Origin of the sequence: Larkinella punicea (assembly GCF_003334855.1) — a bacterium.
Classification (GTDB): domain Bacteria; phylum Bacteroidota; class Bacteroidia; order Cytophagales; family Spirosomataceae; genus Larkinella; species Larkinella punicea.
In genome coordinates, this window is record NZ_QOWE01000010.1 from 61,653 (window position 1) to 80,545 (window position 18,893).

Annotated in this window: 15 protein-coding genes; 8 read left to right on the forward strand and 7 right to left on the reverse strand. The window is 50.3% G+C overall.

The window, feature by feature from the left end:
- Positions 1-111: 111 nt before the first annotated feature.
- Positions 112-1,464, reverse strand: a complete 1,353-nt coding sequence (locus DUE52_RS13610; protein WP_114406568.1) for a Gfo/Idh/MocA family protein — start codon at positions 1,462-1,464, stop codon at positions 112-114.
- Positions 1,465-1,802: 338 nt separating this feature from the next.
- On the opposite strand from DUE52_RS13610, the gene DUE52_RS13615 reads away from it, so the two are divergent.
- Together DUE52_RS13615 and folE are read left to right on the forward strand one after the other, a co-directional pair.
- Entirely contained in the window at positions 1,803-2,219 is a 417-nt protein-coding gene (locus tag DUE52_RS13615) for a 6-carboxytetrahydropterin synthase (RefSeq protein WP_114406569.1), read from the forward strand.
- Positions 2,182-2,916, forward strand: coding sequence for a GTP cyclohydrolase I FolE (gene folE, locus DUE52_RS13620; RefSeq protein ID WP_114406570.1), 735 nt, complete (start codon positions 2,182-2,184; stop codon positions 2,914-2,916). Before DUE52_RS13615 ends, folE begins: the two co-directional genes overlap by 38 nt.
- An 80-nt stretch (positions 2,917-2,996) precedes the next feature.
- Here folE and DUE52_RS13625 read toward each other — a convergent pair whose 3' ends face one another.
- Positions 2,997-3,932: a sugar phosphate isomerase/epimerase family protein gene (locus tag DUE52_RS13625; protein WP_114406571.1), complete on the reverse strand. Its 936-nt coding sequence runs from the start codon at positions 3,930-3,932 to the stop codon at positions 2,997-2,999.
- Between the two features lie 228 nt (positions 3,933-4,160).
- On the opposite strand from DUE52_RS13625, the gene DUE52_RS13630 reads away from it, so the two are divergent.
- Positions 4,161-6,530 carry an ABC transporter permease gene (locus DUE52_RS13630; protein ID WP_114406572.1) on the forward strand — a complete coding sequence of 790 codons (2,370 nt, stop codon included), beginning with the start codon at positions 4,161-4,163 and terminating at the stop codon, positions 6,528-6,530.
- Between the two features lie 284 nt (positions 6,531-6,814).
- Here the strand turns inward: DUE52_RS13630 and DUE52_RS13635 are convergent, their stop codons facing one another.
- Complete coding sequence (locus DUE52_RS13635; protein WP_114406573.1) at positions 6,815-7,819, reverse strand: cation diffusion facilitator family transporter; 1,005 nt, start codon at positions 7,817-7,819, stop codon at positions 6,815-6,817.
- Positions 7,820-7,889: 70 nt separating this feature from the next.
- Between DUE52_RS13635 and DUE52_RS13640 the strand changes: the two genes are divergently transcribed.
- Entirely contained in the window at positions 7,890-8,438 is a 549-nt protein-coding gene (locus tag DUE52_RS13640; protein ID WP_114406574.1) for an NUDIX domain-containing protein, read from the forward strand.
- Between the two features lie 4 nt (positions 8,439-8,442).
- Positions 8,443-9,084, forward strand: a complete 642-nt coding sequence (locus tag DUE52_RS13645; protein ID WP_374755898.1) for a LysE family translocator — start codon at positions 8,443-8,445, stop codon at positions 9,082-9,084.
- 77 nt (positions 9,085-9,161) lie between these two features.
- Here the strand turns inward: DUE52_RS13645 and DUE52_RS13650 are convergent, their stop codons facing one another.
- Both DUE52_RS13650 and surE read right to left on the reverse strand, forming a co-directional pair.
- Positions 9,162-10,733 carry a GH3 auxin-responsive promoter family protein gene (locus tag DUE52_RS13650; protein ID WP_114406575.1) on the reverse strand — a complete coding sequence of 524 codons (1,572 nt, stop codon included), beginning with the start codon at positions 10,731-10,733 and terminating at the stop codon, positions 9,162-9,164.
- 12 nt (positions 10,734-10,745) lie between these two features.
- Entirely contained in the window at positions 10,746-11,591 is an 846-nt protein-coding gene (gene surE / locus DUE52_RS13655) for a 5'/3'-nucleotidase SurE (protein WP_114406576.1), read from the reverse strand.
- 109 nt (positions 11,592-11,700) lie between these two features.
- On the opposite strand from surE, the gene DUE52_RS13660 reads away from it, so the two are divergent.
- On the forward strand, positions 11,701-12,210 hold the full coding sequence (locus tag DUE52_RS13660) for a GNAT family N-acetyltransferase (protein WP_114406577.1): 510 nt from the start codon (positions 11,701-11,703) through the stop codon (positions 12,208-12,210).
- On the opposite strand, the gene trhO is transcribed toward DUE52_RS13660, so the two are convergent.
- Entirely contained in the window at positions 12,193-13,149 is a 957-nt protein-coding gene (gene trhO / locus DUE52_RS13665; protein ID WP_114406578.1) for an oxygen-dependent tRNA uridine(34) hydroxylase TrhO, read from the reverse strand. The two genes, DUE52_RS13660 and trhO, sit on opposite strands and share 18 nt — an antisense overlap.
- Before the next feature lie 85 nt (positions 13,150-13,234).
- On the opposite strand from trhO, the gene DUE52_RS13670 reads away from it, so the two are divergent.
- Positions 13,235-13,846 (forward strand): deoxynucleoside kinase, encoded by a 612-nt coding sequence (locus tag DUE52_RS13670; protein WP_114406725.1) that lies wholly within the window; start codon positions 13,235-13,237, stop codon positions 13,844-13,846.
- Positions 13,847-13,851: 5 nt separating this feature from the next.
- Here the strand turns inward: DUE52_RS13670 and DUE52_RS13675 are convergent, their stop codons facing one another.
- Positions 13,852-14,469, reverse strand: coding sequence for an SOS response-associated peptidase (locus tag DUE52_RS13675; RefSeq protein ID WP_114406579.1), 618 nt, complete (start codon positions 14,467-14,469; stop codon positions 13,852-13,854).
- Between the two features lie 239 nt (positions 14,470-14,708).
- Between DUE52_RS13675 and DUE52_RS13680 the strand changes: the two genes are divergently transcribed.
- A complete protein-coding gene (locus tag DUE52_RS13680) occupies positions 14,709-18,887 on the forward strand; it encodes a hybrid sensor histidine kinase/response regulator (protein ID WP_114406580.1) in 4,179 nt (1,392 codons plus the stop codon).
- The last annotated feature ends 6 nt before the right edge of the window (positions 18,888-18,893 follow it).

Genomic DNA, 18,893 nt, shown 5'->3' on the forward strand with positions numbered 1-18,893 from the left:
AAGTTTGGAGAAATTGAGAACGAGCCTGCAATATAGCACGCGGTCGTTCAATATATTTTAAATTTTTTTATTAATTAAGAATTTTATTCTGATTATCGGGCCGTTGCCGAATTAATAGTCATCCGTTAACGCAAAAATGGGTTTATTCGTCTTCCATTTTCCGCGCGTAAAGTCCGGAATTTCAATCGGTTTGCTGCCTTTGGCGATGGATTCTTCCGAAAGTGGACTGATGGCGCTCCAAACCGCTGCGTCATACACGTCGATTGGGGGTGGCACTTTCCGTTTGACGGACTCGATAAAGGCCCGGATCACGAAAAAGTCGATTCCGCCGTGGCCCGCATTTTCGGCGGTTTGGGCGTGGCGCTTCCATATCGGGTGATCATATTGGTCCTGGTATTCTTTAAAAGGCTCCCACTGGTGCGGTTTGGCGCTTTTTCCTTCAATATAAATGGTTTTGCCATCGTCCATCCAGATGCCTTGGGTTCCCTGCGCCCGGAAGCCCAGCGAATAGGGGCGGGGTGAGTTCGTATCGTGCATGATGACGATGTTTTCGCCATTCGCACAGTTGATGACCGTCGTAACGATATCGCCCAGCTTGAAATTCACTTTGGCGTTCGGGTGATTGGCTCCGCCTTTGTCCACCACAAATTTGTGCAGACTCCGGGCTTTGGTCGCGGTGGACGTCAGGTACGTAAACCGGTTGCCGCGATTGATGTCCAGCCAGTGGGCGACCGGCCCTAAACCGTGGGTAGGGTACAGATCTCCGTTGCGATCGACGGAGTGTTGGGTGCGCCAGCGGGCTTCGGAATAGCCTTTGGCTCCGAATTCGACGCCTTCTTTGCCCATGCCGCCGTTAAACTTGACGGTTCGCAGGTCGTGCTGGTACCCGCAGTGGGCATACAGCATTTCGCCGAACAGACCCTGACGAATCATGTTCAAAACCGCCATGACATCGCGCCGGTAGCAGACGTTCTCCAGAATCATGCAGGGCATCCCGCTTTTTTCCGATGCTTCGATCAGATCCCAGGATTCTTTCAGCGTAACCGTCGCCGACACCTCAACGCCCGCGTATTTACCCGCTTTCATCGTAGCCACCGACATCGGAACGTGCCATTCCCAGGGAGTGGCAATCACAACGCCGTCGATGTCGTCGCGTTTGAGCATGTTCAGAAAATCTTCGTCTGTTTTGCCAAAAACCGCCGGCTCGGGCCGCCCGGCTTTGCTAATCATGGCTTTGGTGCGGTTGATGGCATCGGGATCGATGTCGCAAATGGCCGTAATGGCCACATCGTTCCGATAAATGGCCTGATCGACGTGGCTGCGGCCCCGGCCACCCACACCGATAAAAGCCAGCCGGACTTTTTTGTCCTGGGCCGGGGCACCGGTCAGAATGGTCGGAAATAAATGGGCGGAAGAAACGGTTGCGGCCGCAGAACGCAAAAAATGACGTCGATTCGTTTTCAAGGAGGTTCGGTCGTTAAGGGTTTGTTAAGGACTAAGCCGTAAAAAAAGGCAAAATATCGGTAGAGCCAAAAAAATGACGGGATTACTTGTATTTTTATCCGTGGCGTTGTCCGCAGGCGTCTCCGGAAGGCTTATAAATTTCTTAAAACCGCCGGTATATACGTATGAACCAAATCAGAAACCGGGCTGTTATCCCTGCGAAACTGACTGAAATTGCTTCCTGAAGGCGGACTATCCCACCGCTTGACGGCTCAAATGTGTTGCAGACAACCTTTCTGACGACATTTTGGTCGAGAATTAGTATCAATCGAAAAATCCGGGCGACCGGTTCTGACAGAATGGACAAAAAACGGGTAGCAGTGTTCCGTAAAGAACACTTCAACGCGGCTCATCGTCTCCACATTCCGGAATGGTCGGATGAAGAGAACAAACGGGTTTTTGGCAAGTGCAATAATCCTCATTACCACGGCCATAATTATGAGCTGATTGTGCAGGTCACGGGCGAGGTTGACCCTGTTACGGGTTTCGTCATGGACATGAAATTGCTCAGTGATTTGATCAAAGACCGTGTTACGGACCGGTTTGACCACAAAAACCTCAATTTAGACACGGAAGAATTTAAAACCCTCAATCCCTCCGCCGAACACATTGCCATTGTTATTTACGATTCGCTGCGCAGCCAGCTAGATTCATCTCTGGATTTGAAAATCAGACTCTATGAAACCGAACGGAACTTCGTTGAATACCCGGTCTAACGGCCATCATCCTGCTTATGACCTGCTTCATGACGTAACAGTCGATGAAATGGGTGATGACCACGTGGCGTCTTCCATCGAAACTCCGTTGCGTGATGATGCCTTTGACTTGAGTGATGAGGCAAAAATGGACCTGATTGAAGGCCATTTTCGGCACATTATGAACATTTTAGGCTTGGATTTAACCGATGACAGCCTGAAAGGAACGCCCCGGCGTGTCGCTAAAATGTACGTGAAGGAAATTTTCAGCGGACTCAATCCGGCAAAAAAACCGCAGGCGGCCCTGTTTGAAAACAAATACCAGTACAATGAAATGCTGGTGGAAAAAGGCATCACCGTTCATTCGCACTGTGAACACCATTTTGTCCCGATCATCGGCCGCGCCCACGTGGCCTATATTTCGAGTGGGAAGGTAATTGGTTTGTCCAAACTCAACCGCATTGTGCAGTATTTCGCCAAGCGCCCCCAGGTGCAGGAGCGGTTAACGGTGCAGATTGCCAATGAGTTGAAAGCCGTGCTGGAAACCGAGGACGTGGCGGTGGTAATCGACGCCCGGCACCTGTGCGTTTCGATGCGCGGGGTCCAGGATGTCAACAGCTCGACGGTTACGGTGCATTACGGCGGCAAATTCAAGTCCGATGAAGCCACCCGCCAGGAATTCCTGCGCCACGTTAGCGAACCAACCGCTGCTTTGTAGTTAAGAGTGATGAGTTAAGAATTAAGAGTTAATGGCACAAGCACGCATTTAACTTTTAATTCTTAACTCATCACTCTTAACTAAATTAGAGTTCCCACGCGCTCCAGAAGCGCTTTTGTTTTTTTGATGCCTTCGTATTCGCTCAGGGTTGAGCCTTCGTATTCGATCCCGGCGATGCCTTTGAAACCGCTGTCTTTCACGATTTTCATCATGCGCATGTAGTCGGTGTCCGTGCAGTTGCCGCTGGCGTCGAAATCGTGGGTTTTGGCACTGACACCCTTGGCGAACGGCATCATTTCACCCACGCCCTTGTAGCGGTCGTATTCTTCCACACATTTGCCGCCCCATTCGGAATTGTCGCTGCGTTTGATGCAGAAATTGCCGAAATCGGGCAGAATACCGACGTTTTTCATGTTGACCTGCTTCATCACGCCCGTCAGCCACTGGCCGTTGGACGAGTAACTGCCGTGGTTTTCGACAATCACGTTGATGTTCATGGTTTTGGCAAATTCGCCCAGTTTTCCCAGTCCTTCCACGGCGGCTTTGGCCACTTCTTCTGCCGTTCCTTTTCCAAAGGCATTGACGCGGATGGTTTTGCAGCCCAACGTTTTGGCGCATTCGACCCAGGGCTTGTGTTTTTCAACGGCTTCGTTGCGTTTGGCCGCATCGGTTTCGCCCAGGTAGCCCTCTCCGTCGATCATAATCAGGTGATTCCGAACGCCGTTGTCCTTGCAGCGCATCATCAGTTCTTTTAGATAGGTAGCATCCTGCGCCTTGTCCTTGAAAAATTGGTTGACGTATTCGACGATATCGATGCCAAATTCATTTTTAGCGAGGGCCGGAAAGTCCAGGTTCGTAATTTTTTTCTCGTTGAACAACGCCTTGTGCAGCGACCATTCGGCCAGGGAAATCTCGAAGAACGGTTTTTTGGCAGCGGCCTCAGCCAGAGCGGGAAAGGCCGACGCCGTGGCGGTCAGGACGCTGAGTTGTTTTAAAAAGGAGCGACGCGATGTCATAGGTTAATCGTTTTAAATGGGTTAATCTCGAAACTGGTACATGTATCAGGAGGAAAGATACTAAAAAGGTCCTTTTGATTTAACCACCAACTGAATGGATTTTGAAATCAGTTTCTAATGCAATACATTTACGGTGTACTATCTATCTAATACACTAATACAGATAGAGGGCGATCTCACAATGACCATTAACGTACTATTGACTTCACCTTGTTAACCTTACTTTGTATGTTCAGAAGCTTTTTAATTACGGCATTTAGGAATCTAAAAAAGAACAGATTATACGCTGTTATTAATTTATTGGGCCTGTCTCTCGGCGTTGCTTGTTGTATGGTCATTTTCGTAATCGTCAGATATGAAACTTCCTTTGATAAATATCACAGCAAATCGAGTCGAATTTACCGGGTGAACTTATACCAACAAACTGAAAATGGAACCCAGTTTAATGGTTGTAATTATTCACCTTTGGCAGAGGCTATCCGAAAGGATGTTTCTGGGCTCGAAGCGGTGACCGGTGTCTATTGTTTACAAGTTTACCAGTTTTCCAGAGGAACCGATCTATTTGAAGATCAATACGCTTTTTTTGCTGACCAGCACTATTTTGATGTCTTTGATGTGAAGTGGATAGCTGGTAACAAAGCGGACGCGTTAACCAATCCGAATTCTGTGGTTGTTACGGATGTTTTCGCCGAAAAATTTCTTGGCGGACCCCGTGAAGCCCTGGGGAAAACTTTTGTGTTGGAAAATAAGCTAAACCTGACTGTGTCGGGAATTGTCGAAGCGCCCCCTACAAACACGGATCATCCGTATAGTATTCTGATATCTTATCCGTCACTGGCCATGTTTGTCCCAGACCAGGTCAATAATTGGGAAACAGTTGGTGCTGGAGCAACTTATGTGGTATTTAACCACAACACGAAAAAGGATAAGATCGATAGTCAGTTCAAAAATGTTGTCAATAAATATCTGAGAGAGGACAGAGCGAAAAATACAACATTTTTTTTACTGCCCCTGGAAGATAACCACGACAGGAATTACGATTACACCAGTTTTACCTACGACTTCCCGGTACCGGTTATGACAATTTTGGCAATCATTGCCGGAATGATTGCTTTTATTGCCTGTATTAATTTTGTGAATTTGGCAACAGCCCAATCATTGAAAAGGGCCAGGGAGGTAGGCGTTAGAAAAACCATGGGCAGCAGCCGTCTTCAGCTCATTGTACAGTATGTGACTGAAGCTTTCATCATTACGTTGTTAGCTGTTGTTGTGGGATTGGTACTGTCAAAGGCAAGTTTAACGCAGCTTAATCAGGCATACGGGGTAAATTACCAATTAAATTTTTTAAACGACCCCTCTACATGGCTGTTTAGTGCCTGTGTGACTATTTTTGTAACCCTTTTGGCTGGTTTTTATCCTTCCTTTATCCTATCAGGATACAAACCTGTTTTGGCCCTGCAATCCCAAACTTTTAAAGGAAAATCCAAAGGGCTCCCGATCCGAAGAGCACTTGTTATTTCACAATTTGCCGCTGCACAGCTATTGATCATTGTAACGACCATTATGATCAATCAGGTTAGTCATTTCAAGGATCGTCCAACCCCTTTCGATCCAAAGAAAATTGTTGTGATTCCATCGCTTCGGGGGAATGAAAAGCAGCAACATCAGAAGCTGCGGTATGAATTACAAAAAGTGCCGGGCCTCGTTAGCTATAGTTTTGGAAACGTGGGCAACGAAATGGGCGAAATCTATATCGACAAGCAAAAAAAACACGCTGGAATGATCAGCTATGCTGACACCTCATACATTCACACCTTTCGGATGGAATTGTTGGCGGGAAGGAATTTGTCTTCCGATACGGACGGAACTTCTTCACAGGTCCTGGTCAACCAGGCTTTGATCAAGACGCTGGGCCTTGCAAATCCCGCATCCGCTATTGGGAAGACCTATGTATTGAAGGGAAAGACCGTTGTGATCCGAGGAGTCATCAGGGATTCTTATACACAGCCAATGAGCAATAAAGTTGATCCCGTAAGCATTCTGTTTAACCCACACAAATTTACAGGCGTAGCGATGAGTATCTCCGCCAGTAACGCATCTGAAACCCTGGCCGGTATTGAGAGGGCCTGGAAAAGCGTTTACCCGGATTACCTTTGTAAATATCAGTTTATGGATGATTCTTTGAACCGGGAGTATGGATCGTATAATGTAATGTTTTCTATTCTCGGAACCGCTTCTTTTCTGGCCATATTGATCGGATGCCTGGGTTTGTATGGATTAGTTTCCTTTATGGCGATACAGCGTACAAAAGAAATTGGGATTCGCAAAGTATTTGGGGCTACGATCTCAAATATTATGATGATGTTCACAAAAGAATCGGCAGTGCTGATTATGATCTCTTTTGCAGTTGCCGCCCCACTGGCACATTTTGCGGGTATCGGAATGTTGATGGAATTTCCTGAGCGCGTGGAGCCAGGAATAGGAATTTTCATAACTGGTTTTTTTGCTTCACTGCTTATCGCACTGTTTACGGTAGGCTATCGCTCTTTTATTGCGGCCATTCAAAATCCTGCTGAAAGTCTCAAAAGTGATGGCTGAAAGATCCTGGGGATTGGAAGATGGGGAAAAGCCGAATAGTTCCCTCCCGGTTTAGAATGCCGCTTGATAAATATCTATTTTGGGAGGTGTATAACTAAAGTATAACTCAAAAAGGAAAAAGGCCCTCAGCAGCGTGTGCGGGGGCCTTTTTAACCGAGATATGAATACAACCTGAATTAAGTATCTCATTTGAGCACTAAATTCTCACCGAAAATTACAAAAAAGTTGATAACGGCCAACTTTTTTAATCGGATTTTGTGAAATTTTTTTGAAAAAGAACCGCATCAATTCGGCTCGGCTTCCGTGACAAAGTGTTTTTGGTTGGTCGAAATGTTGGCAATCGTCCATTCCACATCACCGGAGAACGCGTGAGCCCGCACCGGACAGTCGGCAATGCGGCAATAGTGGCAACACTCGGGCAAACACGGATCGACGTGAATGAATATTTCCACTTCCGTATCAATTTCCCGCTTCAGCACCTCTTCAAACTCGTGAACTTCCTGGTGAACCTGCGCCAGCGTCCAGTAGTAAGGCAACGTCAAATGGCAGTCGATGTGCAGATCGGCCCCGTACCGCTGCACGCGCGTGTTGTGAATATCGATCCAGTTGCTGCGCTTGTGCTGATTCAGAATGTTGAGAATGCGTTGTAGCAGCGCCAGATCGGTTTCGTCCATCAAACCCGCTACCGAGTGCCGGATCAGGCCGAGGCCGTTGAAAATGATCACCCCGGACAGAATGAGCGACAACACACCGTCGAGCCAGGTCAAATCGGTGAGCCAGATGAGGCCGATGCCCACCACCACGATCAAACTGCTCAGGCTATCGACCAGCAGGTGACGGCCGTCGGCAATGAGGGTGATTGAACGGGTTGACCGTCCGTTTCGGATCAGCAGCCAGCCCACCAGGGCGTTGGCCACCGTGGTCAGGGCAATCAGCGCCAGACCCCAGTCCAGGTTGGTGATGGATTGCGGATCGGAAAAGGATTGAATGGCCTGGAAAATGATGAAAAGCCCCGCCGAGAGAATTAACGCCCCTTCAAATCCAGACGAGAAAAATTCAATTTTACCGTGGCCGTACGGATGATTTCGGTCGCGGGGCTGTCCGGAAAGGTAAATGCTGTACAAGGCAAACCCACTGGCAATCACGTTGATAATGGATTCGAGGGCATCCGTCAAAACCGCCGTGGACGACGTCAGCCACCAGGCCGTGAATTTGAGAATCATCAGTGCCACACTCAGTCCCAATGAGATCGACATCCACTTGTATTTGATTCGCTGACTGGGTTGCATGAAGCCGTTGGCTGGTTTATAGCCTGCAAAGGTAGCAAACTGTAAAGGATTTCTCTTTACATTTGCTGGTATGGAGTTTACGGAAAATCCCTGGAAAACGCTTACGTCAACGGTTGTGTACGACAACAACTGGTTGAAAATCAGACATGAAGAGGTGGTTACACCCGCTAACACCCCCGGCATCTATGGGGTGGTCAGTTTCAAGAATAAAGCGGTGGTCGTGGTGCCCATCGATCAGGATGGGTATACCTACCTGGTAGGCCAATATCGCTATCCGCTCGATGAGTATTCCTGGGAGGTGCCGGAAGGCGGTGCTCCCGTTGGCACGGATTTGCTGGAATCGGCCCGGCGCGAACTGAAAGAAGAAACCGGTCTGGAAGCCGAAAAGTGGACGATGATTGGCCGCATTCACACCTCCAATTCGGCCACCGACGAGGAGGGCTTTCTGTACATCGCCGAGGAACTGAGCCAGGGAGCGCACGAACCGGAAGAAACGGAACAATTGCAAATCCGGCGGGTTTCCTTAGCGGACGCCGTTGACATGGTGATGAATAGTGAAATTACCGATGCCCTCAGCGTCTGCGCCCTGCTGAAAGTAGCGCGCTTGAAACAGATCTGATCGCATGATGATTGAAGCTATTTTCTACGGTTTCATAGCGGGTATTCTGCTTTGCCTGACGTTCGGAACCGTATTTTTTTCCCTGATGCAAAACAGTGTCGACAATGGCTACCGCTCGGGCATCAAGATTGCCTTTGGCGTGGTGGTTTGCGATGCCATTTTTGTCGTTTGTGCGTTGTTCGGTACGGCTTTTCTACCCCAGATCGACGGTTTTGAGTTCTATTTAACGCTGTTTGGCGTGATTCTCCTGATGGCGATGGGCGTTGCCAACCTCTTTAAAGGGACGCCCCGGCTGGCGTATCCGAAAACCCGCTTCGGTAATTTCCTCTACTACTTTACGACGGGTTTTGTCCTGAATGCCATCAATCCGATCAACTTCATTACCTGGGTTACGCTGGCGGCTTACCTGACCAATTCGCTGCACTACAGCCACCAGGAACGCTACGGTTTTATGATCGCCAGTCTGGTCAGTATCTTCCTGACCGAATCGGCTCTGGCGGTTTTTGCCCACAAACTGAAACGTTTTTTTACGCCCAAAGTCGTGCTGATCTTTAACCGGGTCACCGGGGTCGTCTTCATTTTCATTTCCCTGCAACTGGCCTGGACCCGGCTATACGATCCACTGATTGCGATGTTGAAGCAATAACCGGACATAACCCCGTCAGCGATTCTAACCCCGTCAGCGGTCGAAGACCCTGACAGCGGTTAGAATCGCTGACGGGGTTACAGGCGCGCAGCACCCACTTCGATGCCCTGCGTTTTCAAAAAGCCTTCCCAGTCGGAGATCATATTTTTCTTCAAAACCCGGGGAAATTTGTTCTGACCGCCCATTTTTCCCTTGGCTTCCATCCACTTGTAGAAGGTAGTGGCGGGTAAAACAGTAACAAATACATCCTTGAGGGCGTGTCGGCGTTCCACCGCGTAATCATCATTCAGTTCTTTCAATTTGGCGTCGATGAGGTTTTTCAAAACCGTTTCATCGACCGGGTCGTTGGTGCCAATGTACCAGTGGTGGGCGAAAAGAGTGTCGTGGGAAATACCGGCGACCGTAAACTCCCGCACATCGATGTTGAGTTCCTGCGAAGCCAGCTCAACGGCTTTGTTCATGTTATCCACCGACAGGTGTTCTCCGCACAGGCTCAAAAAGTGCTTGGTGCGTCCGGTAATGACGATCTCGCTGTGTTTTTTGGAGACAAATTTGATCGTATCACCGATCAGATACCGCCAGGCTCCCGAACAGGTCGAAATCAGCAGGGCGTATTCCTTTCCTTCCTCCACTTCGTCGATCATCAGCGCCTGTGGTTTGTCGATCACCTCGCCGTCGGCATTGAAATTTTCGTCGTTGAAGGGGATAAATTCAAAAAAAATGCCGTTGTCGAGCACCAACTGCATGCCTTCCGCGTTGGGGTGCGTCTGGTAGGCAATAAAGCCTTCCGACGCCAGATACGTTTCGATGTAGGTGATCGGACGGGCCAGCAGGTGCTCAAAACCGTGCCGATAGGGTTCGAACGATACCCCGCCGTGGCAGAACACCATCAGATTCGGCCAGATGTCGTGAATGGTTTTGACCTTGTAATGGGCGATGATTTTCTCCATTAGCAACTGAATCCAGGCCGGAACGCCCACCACAAAACCGATGTCCCACTGACTCGCCTGTTCCGTAATTTCGTCCAGTTTCAACGCCCAGTCGCGTTCCTGCGCAATTTCTTTGCCCGGTTTATAAAACTGCTGAAACCAGAATGGAATCTGGCTGGCCGTAATCCCGCTCAAATCGCCTTCAAAATGGTTATCGCGGTAATTCAGTGTCGTGCTGCCCCCCAGCATCAGAAAGCCCTTTTCGTAGAGTTGCGAGGGCAGGTGCTGGTAGCGACCCAGGCTCAGAATTTGCCGGATGCTGGTTTTCTGAATCGCCTTCGACATGGTTTTTGTAACGGGAATGTATTTGGAAGCTGCTTCCGAGGTGCCGGAACTCAGCGCAAAATACTTGACCCGACCCGGCCAGCAGACGTTTTTTTCGCCGTTGATCGACCGTTGCCACCAGTCCTTGTAAATCTTGTTGTAATCATAAATGGGAACAATCTCCCGAAACTTGTTATAAAATGCCTTTTCGTCTTCGAAAAAGGCGGCATTCTCAATATCTTCAAACTGAAAAGCCTGTCCAAATTGCGTGTAACGGGCTTTTCCGATCAGCTTGACAAAGGTTTTCTTCTGTAGTTTGAGGGCATTCAATTTTTTCCGCCGAACCACGTTGGTCAGCGAAATACCCCTTTTCAATAAGCTTCCTAATAAGGCCATAGGGCAAAATCGTTAGGATTGTTGTTTACCGGTTTCGAGCAGTTCATTCGGTTCAGCGGGCGCCGGGATGGCCGAATTCCGTTCGTTGATATTCCAGGATTTCATCGTTTCAATGATCTTGTAATCCGTCAGATCCAGTTGGCAGGGAACCACCGATGTGCAGTTTTGCGACAGCGCGTATTCGTCGGTATCCTCGCCGGTATCGTCATTGACAAATTTTCCGGACATCCAGAAGTAGCTCCGGCCGTAGGGGTCCTTGCGTTGATCGAATTCTTCCTGCCAGCGCGCATCCGCCTGCCGACAGATCCGGATTTCCTGCAAAGGTTTGTCCGATTTGGCCGGAAAATTGACATTCAGCGTAACGCCTTTGGGAATACCGTGTTCGAGGGCGTGTCCGGCAATTTTCAGAATATGGTCGTGGGTATGGGAAAAATCGGGTTCGTGGGCGTAATCACAGAGCGAAAAACCGATCGCGGGAATGCCTTCGATGGCCGCTTCGATGGCCGCCGACATGGTTCCCGAATACAGCACACTGATGGACGTATTGCTGCCGTGATTGATGCCGCTCACCACCAGATCAGGACTGCGGTCTTTCAGCACAAAATGTTTCGCCAGCTTGACACAATCGGCGGGCGTCCCGGAGCATTCATAGGCGGGCGTCCCCGGATAAAGATCGACTTCGTTTAAGCGCAGGGGAGAGGCAATCGTGATGGCGTGACCCATGCCCGACTGCGGGCTGTTGGGTGCAACCACCACAACGTCACCCAGTTGTTTCATTAAACCCACCAGCGTTCGAATGCCGTGGGCGGTAATGCCATCATCGTTTGTGACTAGAATAAGCGGTTTTTGTTCCGACATGATACTTCGGTTTGTGTGTTTACTGGATGCCAAAGGTAAGGGTTTCGTCTCTTTTCCCGCTCGTCTCCCATCTTTTCCGTTAATTTTGTACGGCTAAATCGTAAACTACATGTCACTCGAGTTCAAAACCGCAACGCTTTCCGACATCGAATCCATCATTGCCCTGCAGGAACAAATCTGGGAGCCGACCTACCGTGCCATTCTCGACCAGGAACAGATTACGTACATGTTTCAGGCCATTTATTCACAGGAGGCCCTCCGGGAGCAAATGACCGTCGAAAAACAGGAGTTTATTCTGGCCTTTTCCAATCTGAAATTGACCGGTTTTGCGGCATTCTCGCGGAATGAAGCCGACGACGAGCGGTTTAAGTTACACAAAATCTACGTATTGCCGACCGAACAGGGCAAGGGAACCGGTCGGCTTTTGCTGGAAGAAGTCATCCGTCGGTGCCTGGCGGCTGGCGGAAACCGCCTGTATCTGAACGTAAACCGGTATAACAAAGCCCGGCAATTCTACGAACGGCTGGGCTTTAAAGTGGTCCGGGAAGAAGACATTCCGATTGGACCGTACTGGATGAATGATTTTGTTCTCGAAAAACCTTTAGTGACTCAGGGTTGATTGCTGACTCCGGTAGCCCAGCAGGGGCGAATACCCCCGCGTTTCCTTCGCGTAATAGCCGGTGCCGTCGTAGGGGCGCAGGGCCGGATCGTTTTTGCAGGCATCCGCGCAGGTTCCCTGGTGTTCGGCTCCACACGCTTCGCAGAGCGTTACGTGGTTGTTACAGGCCGGGCTGGCGCAGTTAATCATTCGATCGGTGTGGGTGCCGCAGCGGTAGCAGGTTGAAATCACCACCGGGTTCACCTGGTTGACATCGACCGCGACCCGGTTATCGAACACGTAACACTTGCCGTCGAAGTCTTCACCGCCTTCTTCAATGCCGTATTTGATAATACCGCCGTGAAGCTGGTAAACGTTCTCAAACCCCTGATCGAGCAGGTACGCACTGGCTTTTTCGCATTTGATACCGCCCGTGCAATACGTAATGATTTTTTTGTTTTTCAGGTGTTTGATTTCGTCCATGTGCTGCGGCAGTTCCCGCAGATTCTCCATGTCGAACGTAATCGCTCCTTTGAATTTGCCGACGGAATGTTCGTAATTGGAACGCATGTCGATCAACACCACGTCTTCGTCGTCCTTCATCTGCCGGAATTCATCCGGTTCGAGGTGAATGCCGGTTTTTATGCGCGGGTCAACGGGCAGGTCGGAATTGACGATCTCGTCTTTCAACCGCACGTTCAGTTTCTGAAAAGCGTGGCTGGCGTAATCATCGACCTTGAATTCCAGGCTTTCAAACCGCGGGTCGGACTTCACAATCCGCATGTATTCGTCACAATCGGCGGGCAAACCCGACACCGTGCCGTTCAAACCCTCGGGCGCGATGATGATTCGGCCCAGCAAATTGAGCCGGATGCACAGCCGGTGGTGTTCATCCCGAAACTGCTCCGGGTTTTCAATGGTTGTATAGCAGTAATATAATAAAACGCGATAGGGCTTCATAACACAAACAATTCCTGTCACTGGTTCACACACAAAGATACAAAAAGTATCCCTGACGTCCACGTTTGGGTAACTGATGACCGCTATGCACATCGCGATAACCGGAAATATCGGGGCCGGCAAAACGACACTGGCCCATTTACTAGGCACACATTATGGGTGGGAAGTCCTGAGAGAAGCCGTCGATGACAATCCGTATCTGGTGGATTTCTACGAAGATATGAGTCGCTGGTCGTTCAACCTCCAGATTTATTTTCTGAACAGCCGGTTTGAGCAGATGCTGACGATCAATACCGGAAACCGGTCGGTGGTGCAGGATCGAACGATTTATGAGGATGCCTCCATTTTTGCCCGCAACCTGCACGAGAGCGGTTTGATGAGTCCGCGCGATTACCAGACCTACCGCCGGGTGTTCGAAAACTTGCTGGAACTGGTTCGTCCGCCGGATCTGATGATTTACCTGCGCGCGGATATTCCCAAACTGCGGGAGCAGATCCGCAAGCGGGGCCGGGACTATGAGAGATCCATCAGCCCGGCGTATCTGGCGAATTTAAACCGGTATTACGAAGCTTTTACGGCCGACTACACCGCCGGAAAGTTGCTGGTGATCGATGTGAACGAGCTGGATTACGTGAACAGTTCTGACGATTTACGGGCGGTTATTGCGCGGGTTGATCGGGTGTTGGGAGTGAATTGAAGCCATTACGCTATCACCTTCGCTTCCATCTGCCCCTCGTCCAGCGGCTGCATCAGCTCCCTGATTTCGGCCTTGGTCAGCTCCGGGTCAAGCCAGCGCCGTTCTTCTTCGCGGTTCAGAATGAGCGGCATGCGCTTTTTGGTGTTGTGGATGTAGGCCATCAGCGGGTTGGCATTGGTGGTCACGATCGAGAACGTCGGCCGGTTTTTCCAGACCGAATAAATGCAGCCCAGCGCAAACGGTCTTTGATCCGTCAGGGTGATGTAATACGGAATTTTCTGTTTCCCTTCGTGACGCCATTCGTAAAAACCGTCGATCAGCAGCAGGCAGCGTTTCGAGCCGATGCTATCCCGAAAAGACGGTTTTTCGAAGATCGAATCTTCCCTGGCATTGAGGGTCATGTTGGCCAGTTCGGCCGCTTGGTCTTCTTTGGCCCAGGCGGGTAGTAATCCCCATTGAAAAAGCTGGATTTCCCGCGGATTTTCCTGCGTAATAACGGGCAACAGCGGATGAGTAAAACCGGAAATTTTTCCGGCTGGAACGTACGAATCCGGATACTGAGAGATTTTATTCAATTTTGCCAATTCGACCAGTTCAGCCAGGGCATTGACGGAATAACACATGGAAAAATCAGTTGTTGAGCACTTGTAAGATACCAAATTTCTCGGCTATAAGGAAGAGAATGCCGGGCCATAGGATGGAATAATAGGTGAAAAAGATTAAAAACCGTACCGTAAAAGTAGCTAGTGGTCAATCCCGAAAATCAGGATCAATTTTTGTTAGGCATAGCAATTATCAGACAGCTATATAAAGTATCTAAGAATAAACCTATCTTGCACTTTTAGAATCTCTGGGCCTTTTCATGAAAATCTTTATTCTCTCGCTGCTGGCCTTTTTCCTGGTTTTTTCCGCTTCCGTAGCCCAGACGGGGCCGGTACGGTTTAAGCACATTACTACCCATGACGGACTTTCCCAAAGCAATGTCACCTGTATTATTCAGGATCAGCAGGGCTTTATGTGGTTTGGAACGCAGGATGGACTCAATCTCTACGACGGTTATTCGTTTACGGTTTACCGCAATGATCCACACCGGCACAACAGCCTGAGTGATAATTATGTTCGCTCCCTCTATGAAGACCGGCAGGGCCGCCTGTGGGTCGGAACCGACGCCGGGGGGTTATGTCTGTTTGATAAAAAAACCGGAGGCTTTACATCGTATAAACGCATTGAGCGAGATTCTAAAAGCTTGAATAACAACCGGGTAACTGCCATTTCCGAAGACCGGAACGGCCATCTCTGGATCGGAACCGACGGAGGTCTCAACCGGTTCAATCCCGTCGACCATACCTTTACGCCTTACAGCCATCAGCCCGGTGTCCCCACCAGTTTGAGCAGTGATTTGGTTCAGGATGTGGTGATCGACCGCGCGGGCCGGATCTGGGTATCGACTTTTGGCGGAGGGCTCAACCGGCTGGATACCGTCACACATACGTTTCAGCACTATGAAAACCGCCCGGCCGATCCGTCGTCGCTGAGCCACAATAATCTTCGGCAACTGTTTGAGGATTCGAAGGGTCAACTCTGGATTGCCACGGAAGGGGGCGGGCTCAACCGGCTGAATCCCGACCTGGAAACCTTTACACGCTATCAGTACAATTCGGCCGATCCGGGCACCATTAGTCACAATGATTTGAATTCGCTCGGAGAAGATCGCCATGGGAATTTATGGATTGGAACCGAAAACGGTGGAATCAGTGTGCTCAATCAAAACCGCACCAGGTTTACCCGGTATCTGTACGACGAAAACCAGGAAGACGGCATCAATGATGCGTCGGTGTATGCCATTTGCCGGGATCGCAGCGGCAACATGTGGATTGGTACGTATAACCAGGGAATCAATTTTCTGGATCACCAACCGGCCAAATTTGTGCTCTACAGGCGGGATAAAAATAATCCGAATACGCTGAACAACACCAACATCATGTCGATGCTGGTGGACCCGCAGGGCAATTTGTGGATGGGAACGGATGGGGGAGGCTTGAATGTCCTGATGAAATCCACACAAAAATACCAGTACTACAAACACCGTCCGACCGATCCGGGCAGTGTAGGCAGTAACTTTATCATGAGTGTCTATCAGGATTCCGACAAGGATATTTGGGTGGGAAACTACAAGGGAGGTCTCAGCCTGTTTAATCAATCGACCGGCACGTTCACCAACTTCCGGCAAACCAACAATGCCAAAGGACTCAGCCACGAAACGGTTTGCACCCTCGTTGAGGGCAAAAAAGGAGAAATCTGGCTGGGAACGCTGGGGGCTGGTATCAGTCGGTACGACAAAAAAACCGGGCAGTTCACGCACTTCCGGCCTGACCCTTCCCGCCCCGGCAGCATCAGCGAGGGCTACATCAGTTCACTCTGCTACGACCACACCGGCACCTTGTGGGTAGGGACGGAAGGCGGTGGTTTAAACCGGTTTAATCCCGAAACCGGCACCTTTACAGTGTACCGGCACAACCGGCAGGTGGCCGGCACGATCAGCCATAATTTGATCAACAGCCTGTATGAAGACCCCACCGGCAAACTCTGGGTGGGCACCAACGGTGGTCTGAACCGTTTCGACCGGCGAAAACAGACTTTTGTGGCTTTCCGAAAGAAAAACGGGCTGACCAACGAAGTGATTCGGGCCATTACCAGCGACCGGCGTGGCAACATCTGGATCAGCACCAACAAAGGACTCGCCCGCTTCGATCAGAACAACCAGACGTTTCGCAATTATGACACCGGCGATGGCCTGCAACGGGGTTTTTTCAACCGCATGTCGGTTTTCAAAACCAGGCAGGGCGAGTTATACTTTGGGGGCATCGGGGGAATGAACGTGTTTTCACCCGATAGTCTGCGGGATAATCCCGATATTCCGCCGGTTTACATCACGAGTCTGCACGTTTTCGACCAGCCCGTCTGGCTCCGGTCGAACAAAATCAGCCTATCTGCCGAACAATCGACGCTTACCTTCGAATTTGCCGCCTTGAATTATTCCCTGCCCGAAAAAAACCAGTATGCCTACAAACTGGAAGGGTTTGATCAGGGCTGGAACTACAAAAACCACAAACGGGTGGTTACCTACACCAACCTCGACCCCGGTTTTTACACCTTTCGGGTGAAGGCGTCCAACAACGACGGCGTTTGGAATGAACAGGGGACGGCTTTCCGGGTCATCATCAAACCGCCGTTCTGGCAAACCTGGTGGTTCGGATCGCTGATGGCCCTGGCATTTCTGGCCAGCCCCAACCTGATTATCCGCTGGCGAACCCGGGCGCTCAAGGCCCAAAAAGAGAAACTGGAAGAAATCGTGACCGAGCGGACGGCCCAGGTGCTTTACCAAAAAGAAGAACTCCAATCCCAGTCGGAACATTTGCAGGCCCTGGTTGAAGAAATTCACGAGCAGCAGATACAGGAAAAAAAGGCCCGGGAAGAAGCGGAGCAAGCCAACCAGGCCAAGAGCGTTTTTCTGGCCACGATGAGCCACGAAATCCGGACGCCCATGAACGGCGTGCTGGGCATGACCTATTTGTTGCAGGAAACGGAACTGTCGGAAGAACAGCACGAATACGTCGACACCATTCACCAGTGCGGAACGAACCTGTTGGGCGTAATCAATGACATTCTTGATTTTTCCAAGATCGAATCCGGAAGTCTGGAACTGGAAGAGGGCGACATCGACCTGCTGCATTGTGTGGAGGACGTGCTGGATCTGTTTGCCGGAAAAGCCGCCGAAAATGGGCTGGATCTGGTCTATCAGTTTGAGCATCAGGTGCCGCTGCATGTGATTGGAGACGGGTTGCGGTTGCGTCAGATTCTGATCAACCTGGTCGGAAATGCGGTCAAATTCACCCACAAAGGCGAGGTGTTTGTGCGGGCCGACGTTCGTCAGCGCATCAACGACAACGAGCTGGAGCTGGCGTTTCAGGTACGGGACACGGGCATTGGCATTCCTGAAGACAAACGTCAGCGGCTTTTCAAGGCGTTCTCCCAGGTCGATTCATCCATGACCCGGCGCTATGGCGGAACGGGTCTGGGGCTGGCCATCAGCGAGCGGCTGGTCAAATTGATGGGTGGTGAAATCGACGTCGAAAGCGAGGAGGGCCGGGGCACTACCTTCACCTTTACCGTTCGTTGCCGGGTCAGTCAACAGGCCAAGCGGCATTATATTTTGTTCAATACCACCGAAAACGAGGGCAAACGGGTGTTGGTGGTCGATGATAACCAGACTAACCTGACCATTCTGAAATCGCAACTTGAGCAGTGGAAGCTGGTACCGGTTACGGCCTTGTCGGGCGCCCAGGCGCTGACACTTCTGTCGGCCAATCCGTTGTTTCAACTGGTTGTTACCGATATGCAGATGCCGGGAATGAACGGGGTGGAACTGGCCCGGAACATCCGGATGCAGCATCCCCGGCTCCCGATCATTCTGCTGAGTTCGGTGGGTGAAGAAACCCGAAAATCATACCCGGATCTTTTTTCGGCGATTCTGACCAAACCCATCCGCCAACAGCAGCTTTTCGATCTGGTTCAACGGCAACTGAAACAGCCCGACGAGAACCAGTCGACGGTTTTTCGACCCATTCAGCACAGTTTATCCGACGACTTTGCCCGGCAAAACCCCCTCGATATTCTGGTTGCGGAGGATTATCTGGCCAATCAGAAACTTATTCTGAACATTCTGAACAAGTTGGGGTATCAGCCCGATCTGGCCCAAAACGGGAGCGAAGTGCTGGCCATGTTGCAGGGAAAATCGTATGATGCCATTTTGATGGATGTTCAGATGCCGGAAATGAACGGTCTGGAAGCCACCCGGCGCATTCGCCGTCAGGCTGGTCCGCAGCCCATCATCATTGCGATGACGGCCAATGCCATGAAAGAAGATGAGCAGGAGTGTCTGGAAGCCGGCATGGACGATTACATTTCCAAACCGCTCTTGCTTGATGTGCTGAAAACCGCCCTGGAAAAAGCGTCAGTTCGGCGGCAGCAGCGGGTATAGGAGAGA

Coding starts and splice junctions, on each gene's coding strand:
- DUE52_RS13615 (WP_114406569.1), top strand. CDS start 1,803: ATGGACAAAAAACGGGTAGCAGTGTTCCGTAAAGAACACTTCAACGCG.
- folE (WP_114406570.1), top strand. CDS start 2,182: ATGAAACCGAACGGAACTTCGTTGAATACCCGGTCTAACGGCCATCAT.
- DUE52_RS13625 (WP_114406571.1), bottom strand. CDS start 3,932: ATGACATCGCGTCGCTCCTTTTTAAAACAACTCAGCGTCCTGACCGCC.
- DUE52_RS13630 (WP_114406572.1), top strand. CDS start 4,161: ATGTTCAGAAGCTTTTTAATTACGGCATTTAGGAATCTAAAAAAGAAC.
- DUE52_RS13635 (WP_114406573.1), bottom strand. CDS start 7,819: ATGCAACCCAGTCAGCGAATCAAATACAAGTGGATGTCGATCTCATTG.
- DUE52_RS13640 (WP_114406574.1), top strand. CDS start 7,890: ATGGAGTTTACGGAAAATCCCTGGAAAACGCTTACGTCAACGGTTGTG.
- DUE52_RS13645 (WP_374755898.1), top strand. CDS start 8,443: ATGATGATTGAAGCTATTTTCTACGGTTTCATAGCGGGTATTCTGCTT.
- DUE52_RS13650 (WP_114406575.1), bottom strand. CDS start 10,733: ATGGCCTTATTAGGAAGCTTATTGAAAAGGGGTATTTCGCTGACCAAC.
- surE (WP_114406576.1), bottom strand. CDS start 11,591: ATGTCGGAACAAAAACCGCTTATTCTAGTCACAAACGATGATGGCATT.
- DUE52_RS13660 (WP_114406577.1), top strand. CDS start 11,701: ATGTCACTCGAGTTCAAAACCGCAACGCTTTCCGACATCGAATCCATC.
- trhO (WP_114406578.1), bottom strand. CDS start 13,149: ATGAAGCCCTATCGCGTTTTATTATATTACTGCTATACAACCATTGAA.
- DUE52_RS13670 (WP_114406725.1), top strand. CDS start 13,235: ATGCACATCGCGATAACCGGAAATATCGGGGCCGGCAAAACGACACTG.
- DUE52_RS13675 (WP_114406579.1), bottom strand. CDS start 14,469: ATGTGTTATTCCGTCAATGCCCTGGCTGAACTGGTCGAATTGGCAAAA.
- DUE52_RS13680 (WP_114406580.1), top strand. CDS start 14,709: ATGAAAATCTTTATTCTCTCGCTGCTGGCCTTTTTCCTGGTTTTTTCC.